Genomic DNA, 13,944 nt, shown 5'->3' with positions numbered 1-13,944 from the left:
CATTTAATTGAATAAACATACTTTTGGTTAGTAACTATTTAAAAGATATCAACAAACTTTAGATTAGTTAAGTTTCAATTTCTCAAAACTTAAGTGACCTTCATTCGAATGAACAAGAATAGTGTCACCTGCAATAAAGTCCGCTGCTAAGATTTTTTGAGCAAGTGGATTTTCAATTTTCTGTTGAATTGCACGTTTCAATGGACGCGCACCATAAATTGGATCAAATCCAGCATCAATCAATAAATCAAATGCAGTGTCATCTACAGTTAAGCTTAAATCACGTTCCGCCAGACGACTGCGTAAACGATCCAACTGAATATCTGCAATGCCACGAATTTGTGATTTTTTCAACGAATGGAAAATCACTAACTCATCAATACGGTTAATAAACTCTGGACGGAAGTGTTGATTCACAGCACCCATAACTACCGCACGTACTTCATCTTCCGATGCACCATCACCCAATTCACGCACATCTTGTGAACCTAAGTTTGATGTCATTACAATTACAGTATTTCTAAAGTCCACCACACGACCTTGCGAGTCTGTTAAGCGTCCATCATCAAGTACCTGAAGTAAAATATTAAATACATCTGGATGTGCTTTTTCCACTTCGTCAAATAACACCACGCTATATGGCTTACGACGTACAGCTTCAGTTAATACACCACCTTCTTCATAACCCACATAACCCGGAGGCGCACCCACCAAACGGCTTACACTGTGCTTTTCCATAAATTCAGACATGTCGATACGAATCATTGCATCGTCACTATCAAATAAGAAGTTCGCAAGTGCTTTGGTTAATTCGGTTTTACCCACACCTGTTGGTCCAAGGAATAAGAATGAACCACTTGGACGGTTCGGATCAGATAACCCTGCGCGTGAACGACGTACCGCATTCGATACAGCAACCACAGCTTCACTTTGACCAACAACACGTTTATGTAAAAAATCTTCCATTTGAAGAAGTTTTTCACGTTCACCTTGCATCATTTTTGCGACAGGAATACCTGTTGCCGCACTTACAACTTCCGCAATTTCGTTGTCAGTCACTTTATTACGTAAAAGTTTAGGTTCAGGCTTATCTTCATTTGCCTCTTCTTCGCTTAAACGTTTTTCAAGTTCAGGAATCACACCATATTGAATACGTGCCATTTCAGATAAATCATTTTCACGTTGTGCTTTTTGCAATGCAATACGTGCTTGATCTAGCTCTGCTTGAGTTTGTTGATCGCCCTGAACTAAACGTTTTTCAGCAATCCAAATTTCCTCTAAGTCGCTATACTCTTTTTGCACTTCATCAATTTGTTTTTCAAGATGATTAATTTCAGCTTTACTGCCTGCATCTTCATCTTTTTTCACAGCTTCAAGCTGAAGTTTCAATTGAATTAAACGACGTTCAAGCTTATCTAATGGCTCTGGTTTTGAATCCAATTCCATTTTAATACGTGACGCAGCTTCATCAATTAAGTCGATGGCTTTATCAGGCAATTGACGGTCTGTAATATAACGATGTGACATTTTTGCAGCAGCAATAATTGCAGAGTCTAAAATTTTCACACCATGATGAACTTCATAACGCTCTTTTAAGCCACGTAGAATCGCCACAGTATCTTCTACAGAGGGTTCATCAACCTGAACTTTTTGGAAACGACGTTCAAGTGCAGCATCTTTTTCAATATATTGACGATATTCATCAAGCGTTGTTGCACCTACACAGCGAAGCTCACCACGTGCCAATGCAGGTTTAAGCATGTTTCCTGCATCCATTGCGCCTTCGCTCTTACCTGCACCTACAAGCGTGTGTAATTCATCAATAAAGAGAATCACTTCACCATCTTGTTTCGCAAGATCATTTAAAACTGCTTTTAGTCGCTCTTCAAATTCACCACGGAATTTTGCACCTGCAAGCAATGAACCTAAATCTAAAGATAAAACACGCATACCTTGTAAGCTTTCTGGCACTTCACGGTTAATAATACGTTGTGCCAAACCTTCAACAATGGCTGTTTTACCTACGCCCGGCTCACCAATCAGTACAGGATTATTTTTGGTACGACGTGACAATACTTGAACAGTACGACGAATTTCATCATCACGACCAATTACAGGATCTAATTTCCCTGCAGCGGCACGCTCTGTTAAATCGATTGTGTACTTGCTGAGTGAATCACGTTGATCTTCATGATTGTTGCTCATCACTTTGTCATTCCCTCTAATTTTTTCAATTGCACTGCGTAAGTTATCTTTATTTACGCCAACACTTGTTAATAACGATTTAGTTAAGCTCACTTCTACAAGTGCAAGCATGACCCAATCTGTCGAAACAAACTCATCACCTGCTTTTTGCGCATAACTATCTGCTAAATTTAATATTTTCACAGCATCTGGACTTAAATGCAGATCACCTGTTGGGTTTGACAAAGTTGGTGCATCTGTTAATGCCTGCTGTAATTTCTTTTTCAATTCAGGAAGATTCGCACCTGCTTGTTGCAATAAACTAAGGTTAGAAGCTTCTTCCAATAACATTGCTAAAATATGAATACCATCTATAGATGTATGATCTTTGCCCATTGCTAAAGATTGAGCATCTGACAAAGATTGCTGCAGGCGATTTGTAAATTTTTCAAAACGCATTCTTGTTTTACCTCACAACAAATTTTTTACTTAAACCTTATATGGAGATACTTTAGAAAATTTCAAATCTTTTTTAATGTTTTTATTTATATTTTTCAAATATTTAATTTAAAATTAAAGACAAATATTGCAGTTATAATATGGGTGTTTTATTGCTTTATTTCAAGGTTAAATCTAAAAATTAATATCATATTCACTTATTTTGTTACTTTCTTCTATTTATTTGCTCATTTAAATGATTTTATTCAAACAAAAAAGACCGATTAAAAATCGATCTCTTAAAATCTTTACAAAAAATTACAATTTAAATTATTCAACTTCAATAATCTCGAAATCATGACTAATAATTACGCCACCATCTGATAACATTTTGCTAGCCGAACAGTATTTTTCAGCCGAAAGTTCAACTGCTTTTGCGACCTGCTTCTCTTTAACTGCACGACCTGACACAACAAAATGCAAGTGAATTTTAGTAAATACAGCCGGGATTGTATCTGCACGATCTGCTTTTAACTGACATACAACATTGGTCACATCTTGGCGAGATTTCTTCAAAATAGTCACAATATCGAATGAAGCACAACCACCAAGCCCCATTAATATAAGCTCCATGGGACGTGGTCCTCGGTTTTCACCACCATATTCAGGTGAACCATCCATTAAAATTGTATGACCGCTATCCGATTTTGCCTCGAAAGCAACATTCTCTAACCAATGAACGCTTGTTTGCATTGCAAGTCCCTAAAAAAAGCTATAAATTTACAGTGTACCTGTACACTAACATAATTTGGGTTGATACGGAATTTCAGCTCTTGTGTAGCACGTTCATACTAGATCTTGTGCGATCTAATATTTATCCATTTTCGGAACTGTTAGTATGACTTCAAATTTTTCACAACTAAGCACCGATGCCCTTTCACCGGGTCAATTGCCTGACTCAGTTAAAGCATTACTAAAACGTGCATATATTAATCGTTATCCTAAACGTACAACAATTATTGACTCGGGGTCAGAATCTAAATCTTTATACTTAATTCTTAAAGGTTCTGTATCAATCATTCTTCGTGAAGATGATGACCGTGAAATTGTTGTTGCGTATTTGAATCCTGGGGACTTTTTTGGGGAAATGGGTCTATTCGAATCAAATCCACAACGTACTGCAGAAGTTCGCACACGTGACGTTTGTGAAATTGCCGAAGTGACTTACGAAAACTTCCATGAACTTAGCAAGCAATATCCTGACTTAAGCTATGCAGTATTTGCTCAATTAGTTCGTCGCTTAAAAAATACTACACGTAAAGTAACTGACTTAGCATTTATTGATGTGTCTGGTCGTATTGCACGTTGTTTGATTGACCTTTCATCTCAGCCTGAGGCGATGATTTTACCGAATGGTCGTCAAATCCGCATTACACGTCAAGAAATTGGTCGCATTGTCGGTTGTTCACGTGAAATGGTTGGTCGTGTTCTTAAAACATTAGAAGAACAAGGCATGATCGAAACTGACGGCAAAGCAATTTTAATCTTCGATGCTTCTTTAGAAGCGGTTGAAGATGCTTATGCAGATGCGGAACAATAAGAATCAGATCTAAATAAGTTAAAAAAGCAAATCATATGATTTGCTTTTTTTATATCTAAATTTTATCAGATCAATATTTCATAAACTTTTTACAATGAATGATTTCAATATATAACTTGCGTCTATTAACCTAGAAGCTTAAAACTATATCTAAGTTTATTAAGAGCCATTTCACATGCAATTTCGACCACTTGCTAATACAGGTATTCTTTTACCTGAAATTTGTTTAGGCACCATGACTTTTGGTGAACAAAATACTCAAGCAGAAGCATTTCAACAACTTGATTATGCTTTAGACCGTGGTCTATATTTTTGGGATACTGCGGAAATGTACCCAGTTCCACCCAAGCCAGAAACTCAAGGTTCAACAGAACAAATTATTGGCAATTGGATTCAACAAAATGGTGGACGAGACAAGCTTTTTATTGCCTCTAAAATTGCAGGTCCTTCACAAGGTGGACGTTATATTCGTAATGGCGAAACGCGCTTTAATGCATCAGATATTTCATCTGCATTAGATGGAAACTTAAAGCGCCTTCAAACAGATTATATTGACCTTTATCAATTGCATTGGCCAGAACGCCCAACTAACTTTTTTGGCAAACTCGGCTATACTAATGAAGAAGCTGAAAATACCAAAGAAGTAACAGCATTAGAAGAAACACTTTTCGCATTACAAGATGAAATTAAAAAAGGCCGTATTCGTTACATTGGCTTATCGAATGAAACACCTTGGGGAACAATGAAATTTTTACACTTAGCAGAAAAGCTAGGCTTGGAAAAATTTGTAAGTGTGCAAAACCCTTATAGTTTATTAAATAGAACTTACGAAATTGGTATGTCTGAAATTGCAAAATATGAAGGTATCGGCTTGCTTGCTTACTCTCCACTTGCATTTGGCTATTTAACAGGTAAATTCCGTAACGGCGCACGCCCAGAGAATGCGCGCGTAACACGCTTTTCACGTTTTAGCCGCTACACCAACCCAGAAAGTGAATGGGCAACAGAGCAGTACGCACAGCTTGCAGAACAACATGGTTTAACATTAACTCAGCTTGCATTAGCATTCATTAAGCAACAGTTCTTTGTAAGCTCAACAATTATTGGTGCAACAAATTTAGAACAGCTTAAAGAAAATATTGATGCTTTCGATATCGATTTATCAGAAGATGTTCTTAAAGGAATTGAAGCTATTCACAAACAGCAACCGAACCCCGCTCCCTAATTAAAATTTAAGGACTCCTTTAAATTTTAATTAGAAATGTAAAATCCTGCTTTAATCTATTTTTAGAACAGTACAAAATTTGAATTAAAAATACATTAACCAAAAAATAAAAAAGGATGCATAAGCATCCTTTTTATATAAAAACAATTAACGCTTAATTGCACTTTGTTGATAGATTGCTTGTGCAGCAGGCAAGTTTTCACGCATTGCTTGAATACGCTGAGCATTTGATGGGTGAGTTGATAAAAATGCTGAATTACTTCCACCTGAATATTTTTGCATTTTTTCCCACAATGTAATTGCTGCTTGAGGTTGATAACCCGCGCGCGCCATGAGCATTAAACCACCTTCATCGGCACGGCTTTCCAGACTACGTGAATATGGTAAACCCACGCCAATTTGACTACCTAACTGTGCTGCCGCTGCTGCACCTTGACCCGCACCTGCAGCACTCAAACCAATGCCTAATGCTAAATCTGTTAAAGCTTGAGCACCAATTTTTTGCTTAGAATGCTCTTCTAAAGCATGAATCATTTCATGACCCATAATTGCCGCAATTTCAGCATCTGTAAGATTAAGCTTAGTTACAATACCTGTATAAAATACAACCTTACCACCTGGTGCAACATAAGCATTTACTTGGTCAGACTTTAATACAGCCAATTCCCAGTTAAACTTCACTCCAGTTTGATTCATTTGATCTGCATAAGGCTTCAAATTCACAAAAGCGGCATTAACGCGCTTATAAACCGAAGATGATGTATCTAAAGTATTTTTTGAACGCGCTTCAGTTAAAGTTTTATTAAAACCTTCAGTTGCAACAGCATTTAAAGTTGCCGTGTTAGCACCTGCCATTTCTGCAAATGTTGCACAACCTGAAATTGTAACTACACTAGAAGCACATAATGCCATCCACAATTTTTTATTCATTCTAATGTCTCCATCTATTTTCGCCATTATAGTGAATTGATGCAGCATGAAAAAGAATATTCAACTGCTTTTCATTATATTTCGTATTAATTTTTTATTTGAATCAAAGCATAAATTGAATAGTAAGCCAAAACACTAAACAAAGTGCATTAAGTACAAAGTAAAACTGACTTATTGGCTTAATTTTTTGTTCTAACACAGAATTTTTTCTTTTAAAGAGCAAATATGTATTTTGAATTAAAATAATTGGAACCAATACACAAGCAATCATCACACTTAAACCTATAAACACCTGATAAAAAACCGCTTCATCAACCTGCTGTGTTTTTATAAGCAACATCGCAATTGTAGGTGCCCCACCCATTGCAAATAAAAACGAATAGAAAATAGTGCTGCCGATATTGTTCTGCATCCTGCATGTCTCAATATTTATGAATTTTTGTATTGTAGCAATTGTTCAAAATTTGCATAGCAATACAACTTGCAACTTTAGTCGGCTATTTTACTTAGCTATAAAAAAAGCCCTGCATAATACAGGGCTTTTCGATCAATTTAATGCAAAAAAATTAAGCATCAAATGGATGACGAAGCACGATAGTTTCGTCACGATCTGGACCAGTAGAAACGATGTCGATTGGACATTCGATTAACTGTTCAATACGCTTAATGTAGTTGATTGCAGCTTCTGGCAATTGGTCTAAAGATTTAGCACCAAAAGTAGATTCTGTCCAACCAGGCATTGTTTCGTAAATTGGTTTTAAAGTTTCAAATGCAAGCGCATCAGAAGAACCTACACAACCAGAATCTGCAGCTTCATAACCTACACAGATTTTGATTTCTTCTAAGCCATCTAGAACGTCTAGCTTAGTTAAGCAAATACCTGAAAGTGAGTTTACTTCTACAGAACGACGTAGAATTTCTGCATCGAACCAACCACAACGGCGTTGACGACCAGTAGAAGCACCAAACTCAGAACCTACAGTACCAAGGTGTTTACCAATTGCATCACCAACATCGTTAGCAGCATCGTAAACTAATTCTGTTGGGAATGGACCTGCACCTACACGAGTTGTGTACGCTTTAGTAATACCCAATACATAGTCAAGGTGCAATGGACCAAGACCTGAACCAGAGCTTACGCCACCAGCAGTTGTATTTGAAGAAGTTACATACGGATATGTACCATGGTCAACATCAAGAAGTGAGCCTTGAGCACCTTCAAACATGATGTTGTCACCCGCTTTACGGTACTTATGAAGTTCACCAGTTACATCAATCACTAATGGTGCAACAACTTCACGCCACTCATCGCAAAGCGCAAGTACGTCTTCTAATTTAACTGCTTCTACACCGTAGAATTGAGTTAATTGGAAGTTATGGTATTCAAGAAGCTCTTCTAATTGAGCTTTAAGATGATCGCCACCACGAACTAAGTCAGCAACACGTACTGCACGGCGCGCAACTTTATCTTCATAAGCTGGACCAATACCACGACCTGTAGTACCAATTTTCGCGTTACCACGTTTTTTCTCACGCGCTTGGTCAAGTGCAATATGGTTAGGCAAAATTAAAGGACAGTTTGGAGAAATACGTAGACGTTCTTTAACAGGTACGCCTTCTTTCTCTAAAATAGCCATCTCTTTAATAAGTGCTTCAGGTGAAAGTACAACACCGTTACCAATTAAGCACAGTACGTTTTCACGTAAAATACCAGATGGAATGAGGTGTAATACAGTTTTCTTACCACCAACCACGAGAGTATGACCCGCGTTATGTCCGCCTTGATAACGTACAACCGCAGTCGCTTGATCTGTGAGCAGGTCGACGATTTTACCTTTACCTTCGTCGCCCCATTGGGTACCAAGTACCACAACATTCTTGCCCATAATAGCCTCATTACATCATGCTGTTAAAATTGAGAACAAAACCGAATGACATGAACATTCAGTTCTGCGATTAAATTTTTTCGATTTTCCACTCACCCGCAGTATTCACCATTTGGTGAGTTGCATACGGAACTGAGTTTAAATCATCGTTACCTAACAATTGAATTACACTTAAGCCTTGTGCACGTGCATTTTCAATTGCTGTAAGCAAATCTTTGTTTGTACCTTTTGGCGCTACAACTTTTTCAATTTTCTTGAATTGACCTGCACACAGTGCATATAAGTCACAAGAGAATCCTGTTGCAGGACGCGCACGACCAAAGTGTTCGCCAATACCATCGTATCGACCACCTTGTGCTACAGGTGCCGCACGATTTGGTGCGTACACTGCATACATTAAACCAGTGTGATAATGATATGAACGTAGTTCAACAACATCTATACCAATATCTAAATTTGGCCAACGTGCCTGAATTTCAGACTTCGTTGTAAGTAATGCATCAAATGCTTGCTTAAATGATTCATCTGCAAGAAGTTCTGCACTTAAGTTTGCTTGCAATGCATCTAGGTCACTTGAGAAACGACCCAACGTATAGAAGTCTGCACCAAACTTAATATCTTGCGTAAATTCTGCAAGCTCTGGCAATGCTTTACGCTGATATAAATCAGACAATTGATTTTCTGTTGATTTACTTAATCCTGCATGTTTTACCAAGCTACGGAATAAGCCAACATGACCAATATCTAAATGAATACCACGGTCAAAACCAGCCGTTTTAAGCAAGTTCAGCATCACATCGATCATTTCAACGTCTGCATCGATACTATCTGAACCAAAAAGCTCTGCACCCAATTGTAGTGGTGCGCGTGTGGTATTAAACCCTTGTGGTTTAGTGTGTAAAACTGTTCCTGCGTAGCAGTAACGAGCAATACCTTGCACTTGATGTACATGCGCATCAATACGAGCCACTTGTGGTGTCATATCGGCACGCACACCAAGTAAACGACCAGATAGCTGATCGATCACTTTAAAAGTGGCTAAGTCTAAATCTTGATTCGATTCTGAAAGAGAAGATAGAGATTCTATGTATTCGATGAAAGGCGTGTACACCAATTGATATCCTCGAGATGCGAGGAAATCCAATGCGTCACGGCGCAAAGTTTCAATGACTTGCGCTTGCTCTGGTAATACATCAGCTACACCATCAGGTAATAACCATGTCTCTGAAATGGGCATGTTGCAAACCTAAATACTTGTAAGCGCGGAACGAATCCGCATAAAAAAATCGGGAACACACCCGATTTCTCTAAGTCTAGCACGTTAGTTTTAGCTGTGCATCGACTTTTTTAATTTTCAGCAGGAATAATTTCTATTTTAAACAAATCATAAAATTATTTAAGTTAAGCCTATATTTCAAATCAAGTTTAAGACAGTTTCAAAACTATTTAAAAATGTAAAATACCTGCTTTAAGCGCTGCTAAAAACACTTGTTTTTTCATCTTAGTAGTTACTAATTTTATACACCATCTATTTATTTCAACTTTGTGTAAAAGATTCACACAAATCTAATAAACGATTTGCATAACCCCACTCGTTGTCATACCAAGCAAAAACCTTCGCTTGCTTACCCACCACCATTGTTTGGGTTAAATCGACAATTAATGAATATGGTGAATGATTGAAATCACTTGAAACCAAAGCTTCATCGGTCACTTGCATAATTTCTGAATAGTCATAACGTGCTGCATGTACCAAAGCATCATTCACCATTTGTGAATTAATGTCTGTTTGTGCAATAAAAGTTAAATCTATGGCTGCAACATTAATAGTAGGTACACGAATAGAATAACCATCTATTCGATTTTCCATTTTAGGCATTACACGTTTAAGTGCGCCCAAAGCTGAAGATGTTGTTGGAATAATATTTTGCCCCGAAGCACGAGCGCGTCGCAAATCGCGATGCGCATGATCTAACACAGACTGATCTGCTGTTACGGCATGAATTTCGGTCATGAGTGCGGTATCTATACCAAAAACATCATCCAAAATTTTAACTAAAGGCACTAAAGCCTGCGTAGTACAAGAAACGCCTGAAATAATTTGGTCAGACGCTTTAACTTCATGATGATTTACACCATATACAATTGCAGCATCTACAGTATCAAACGGTGCAGCGCCAATAATAATGCGCTTTGCCCCTGCTGTAAGATGCTTAGTTGCAGCTTGGCGAGAACGGAATAATCCTGTGCATTCTAAAACAACATCTATATTTAGTTTTTCCCAAGGCAATTGTTCAGGATCCTCGCAATTATGCACCTGAACATTTAACTTCGCATTGCCTGCGGAAATTTCTAAATACGCTTGCTGATCGATATAACACAACTCAACATTGCCCTGAAAACGACCATGAGTTGTATCGTACTTAAATAAGTGAATAAGGGTTTCAACATCTGCAACATCATTAATTGCAACAATTTCAAATGCAAAATCTTTAGGATTTTCAAACCATGCACGCAATACATTACGTCCAATTCGACCAAATCCATTTATCGCCACTTGCTGCATGAAAAGACCCTTTACTTCATGTGAAATATTGTCACTACTTCTATTATGTTAATAGATTTCGGCACATTACAGATATAAATTCTAAGTTTATTACAAGTCAGTAAAATTGATTTATAAAAAATTAAACTTTCATGCAATATAACGTAGCGAAATAACGAGAATTTTATACATTTAAAGCGTTTTCTTCATTCTTGTCTTTATCAATTTTCACAAACCTTGTATAAAACTAAGCTTTAAATAGAAATGTCACCAAAAGACCTTAAAATCATTGGTGAGACGTATATTTTCCGTTATAATTTGGCGTTTTAAAATTTTAAGCCCGCGTGTACTGTGGTGAATCATTTTTAGATGAATTTATGCAGTTACACATTAGCCAATACAAAATCTATGGAGTGACTTGGTTGTGAGTACTCGTTTTATGACATCAGCTGAAATTCGTGAAGCATTTTTGCGTTACTTTGAATCGCAAGGGCATACACGTGTCGCGTCGAGTTCACTAGTACCCGCCAACGACCCGACTTTATTATTCACAAACGCAGGTATGAACCAGTTTAAAGACTGTTTCCTTGGTTTGGAAAAACGTGATTATGTTCGCGCAACATCTTCACAAAAATGTGTACGTGCAGGCGGTAAACACAACGACTTAGATAACGTTGGTTATACAGCACGTCACCATACTTTCTTTGAAATGTTAGGTAACTTCTCGTTTGGCGATTATTTCAAGCGCGATGCAATTAAATTCGCTTGGGATTTCTTAACTTCTGAGCAATGGTTAGCTCTTCCAAAAGACAAATTATATGCCACTGTTTACCATACAGATGACGAAGCTTTTGATATCTGGAACAAAGAAATTGGTCTAGATGCTTCTCGCATTATCCGTATTGGTGATAACAAAGGCGAAAAATACGCATCAGATAACTTCTGGGCAATGGGCGATACTGGTCCTTGTGGTCCTTGTTCTGAAATTTTCTTTGACCATGGCGATCATATTTGGGGTGGCTTACCAGGCACACCTGAAGAAGATGGCGACCGTTTCATTGAAATTTGGAACAACGTATTCATGCAATTTAACCGTACTGCTGATGGCGTATTACACCCTCTTCCAGCTCCATCTGTAGATACAGGTATGGGCTTAGAACGTATTTCTGCAGTTTTACAACACGTAAACTCGAACTACGAAATTGACCTATTCCAAAACTTACTTAAAGATGCTGCGCAAATTATTGGTTTAGATACTTCTGAACTTGAAGCGAAAGCACAAGCAGAAAATAAACCTGTTGAATACCCTGCTTCTCTTAAAGTTGTTGCTGACCATGCACGCTCATGCTGCTTCTTAATTGCAGATGGCGTAAACCCTTCTAATGAAGGTCGTGGTTATGTACTGCGTCGTATTATTCGTCGTGCAGTTCGTCACGGTAATAAATTAGGCGCTACAGGTTCATTCTTCCACAAAATGCTTCAACCATTAATTAATGTAATGGGTGCTGCATATCCTGAACTTGAAGCTCAAAAAACACGTATTGAAGCTCAACTTCTAAAAGAAGAAGAACAATTTGCAAAAACGCTTGAGCAAGGTCTTAAATTGCTTGAAGGCGAACTTGCGAATCTTAAAGGCAATGTTATTCCTGGCGAAACAGTATTTAAACTTTACGATACTTACGGTTTCCCAACAGACTTAACTGCCGACATTGCACGTGAACGTGATTTAACAATTGATGAAGCTGGTTTCGAAGTTGAAATGGCTGCTCAACGTCAACGCGCACGTGATGCTGGTAAATTCGCTATCGATTACAACTCAATTGTAAATGTAGAAGGCGAAACTCAATTTGATGGCTACGATGCAACTCAAGGTCAAGGTCAAATTGTTGCAATCTACAAAGATGGCGAACAAGTTAATGAAGTATTTGAAGGCGACGAAGCGCTTATCGTATTAAACCAAACCCCTTTCTATGCAGAAAGCGGTGGTCAAATTGGTGATACAGGTATCTTCAAAAACGAAACAGGTATTTTTGAAGTTCAAGACACGAAAAAATCTGGTGGTGCATTTGTACACCAAGGTATCGTGACAATGGGCAACTTAAAAGCTGCTCAATCTGTAGAAGCAATTGTAAAAGCAGATTTACGTGATGCAACTGCACGCAACCACTCTGCAACTCACTTGTTACATTCTGCACTGCGTCAAGTATTGGGTGCTCATGTTCAACAAAAAGGTTCATTGGTTGCAAGCGAACTTTTACGTTTCGACTTTGCAAATGATCAACCTGTTACTTTTGAACAACTTCAAGAAATTGAACGTATTGTTAACCGCGAAGTGATTGCCAACACTGCTGTAACAACTGAACTTTTAAACATTGACGCTGCGAAAGAAAAAGGCGCAATGATGTTGTTCGGTGAAAAATATGGTGATGAAGTTCGCGTACTTTCTATGGGTTCTGTAAGTGAAGATAAGAACTTCTCTATCGAACTTTGTGGTGGTATTCACGTAAAACGTACAGGTGATATTGGTTTATTCAAAATCACTTCTGAAGGTGGTGTTGCTGCGGGCGTTCGTCGTATTGAAGCAATTACGGGCACTAAAGCAATTGAAGCGACTCAAAAAACTGATCGTGACATTCAATCAATTAATGATTTGTTGAAAGCTCAGAAAGATCAAACTTTAGAAAAAGTTGAAAATCTTGCATCAACTGCATCTAGCTTGCAGAAACAAATCGAGCAATTGAATCAAAAACTTGCAAACTTCCAAGCAACTGAACTTTTAAGCCAAGTTCAAACTATTGCTGGTCGTTCGACATTAATCACAACTGTTCAAAATACAGATGCGAAATCACTTCGCAACTTACACGACGGTGTGAAATCTAAATTAGACAATGCGGTAATTGTTATTGCGGGTGTAGATGGCGACAAAGTTAGCCTGATTTCATCTGTGGCAAAAGAATTTACTGCGTCTATTAAAGCGGGTGACATCATCAAACACTTAGGTCAAGAACTAGGTGGTAAAGGTGGTGGTAAACCTGACTTGGCACAAGGTGGCGCGCCACTTAACGAGAAGTTAGAACCTGTAATGACAAGCTTAGCTGCTTGGCTTGAAGCAAAATAACTTCACCTTTTGTGTAAC

10 protein-coding genes are annotated in these 13,944 nt (G+C 37.9%); 3 read left to right on the top strand and 7 right to left on the bottom strand.

Going from position 1 to position 13,944, the window contains the following annotated elements; all coding sequences use genetic code 11:
• Window positions 1–63: 63 nt before the first annotated feature.
• Window positions 64–2,643, bottom strand: coding sequence for an ATP-dependent chaperone ClpB (gene clpB / locus SKM54_RS08545; protein ID WP_321091117.1), 2,580 nt, complete (start codon window positions 2,641–2,643; stop codon window positions 64–66).
• 309 nt (window positions 2,644–2,952) lie between these two features.
• Entirely contained in the window at window positions 2,953–3,375 is a 423-nt protein-coding gene (locus SKM54_RS08540) for an OsmC family protein (RefSeq protein ID WP_321087085.1), read from the bottom strand.
• Between the two features lie 145 nt (window positions 3,376–3,520).
• Here SKM54_RS08540 and crp point away from each other — a divergent pair, with 145 nt between their 5' ends.
• Entirely contained in the window at window positions 3,521–4,222 is a 702-nt protein-coding gene (crp, locus tag SKM54_RS08535; RefSeq protein ID WP_154772197.1) for a cAMP-activated global transcriptional regulator CRP, read from the top strand.
• A 175-nt stretch (window positions 4,223–4,397) separates the two neighbouring features.
• Window positions 4,398–5,447: an NADP(H)-dependent aldo-keto reductase gene (locus SKM54_RS08530; RefSeq protein ID WP_321095135.1), complete on the top strand. Its 1,050-nt coding sequence runs from the start codon at window positions 4,398–4,400 to the stop codon at window positions 5,445–5,447.
• Window positions 5,448–5,594: 147 nt separating this feature from the next.
• Here SKM54_RS08530 and SKM54_RS08525 read toward each other — a convergent pair whose 3' ends face one another.
• The 5 genes from SKM54_RS08525 to SKM54_RS08505 form a co-directional block, all read right to left on the bottom strand.
• The gene (locus SKM54_RS08525) at window positions 5,595–6,377 is read right to left on the bottom strand and encodes a M48 family metallopeptidase (protein WP_321095134.1); all 783 of its coding nucleotides are present in this window, start codon (window positions 6,375–6,377) and stop codon (window positions 5,595–5,597) included.
• 103 nt (window positions 6,378–6,480) lie between these two features.
• Window positions 6,481–6,789 (bottom strand): hypothetical protein, encoded by a 309-nt coding sequence (locus SKM54_RS08520; RefSeq protein WP_321089659.1) that lies wholly within the window; start codon window positions 6,787–6,789, stop codon window positions 6,481–6,483.
• Window positions 6,790–6,943: 154 nt separating this feature from the next.
• A complete protein-coding gene (locus tag SKM54_RS08515; protein WP_321087077.1) occupies window positions 6,944–8,263 on the bottom strand; it encodes an adenylosuccinate synthase in 1,320 nt (439 codons plus the stop codon).
• Between the two features lie 70 nt (window positions 8,264–8,333).
• Window positions 8,334–9,500 (bottom strand): ATP phosphoribosyltransferase regulatory subunit, encoded by a 1,167-nt coding sequence (locus SKM54_RS08510; RefSeq protein ID WP_321095133.1) that lies wholly within the window; start codon window positions 9,498–9,500, stop codon window positions 8,334–8,336.
• A 300-nt stretch (window positions 9,501–9,800) separates the two neighbouring features.
• Window positions 9,801–10,829, bottom strand: a complete 1,029-nt coding sequence (locus SKM54_RS08505) for a type I glyceraldehyde-3-phosphate dehydrogenase (RefSeq protein ID WP_321095132.1) — start codon at window positions 10,827–10,829, stop codon at window positions 9,801–9,803.
• A gap of 403 nt (window positions 10,830–11,232) precedes the next feature.
• On the opposite strand from SKM54_RS08505, the gene alaS reads away from it, so the two are divergent.
• A complete protein-coding gene (gene alaS, locus SKM54_RS08500; protein ID WP_321095131.1) occupies window positions 11,233–13,926 on the top strand; it encodes an alanine--tRNA ligase in 2,694 nt (897 codons plus the stop codon).
• Window positions 13,927–13,944: the final 18 nt, after the last annotated feature.

The sequence above is a fragment of the Acinetobacter faecalis genome (genome assembly GCF_034187745.1).
GTDB lineage: Bacteria > Pseudomonadota > Gammaproteobacteria > Pseudomonadales > Moraxellaceae > Acinetobacter > Acinetobacter faecalis.
The sequence above is the reverse complement of the archived record's forward strand: the minus strand, read 5'-3'. Positions and strand labels throughout refer to the sequence as shown.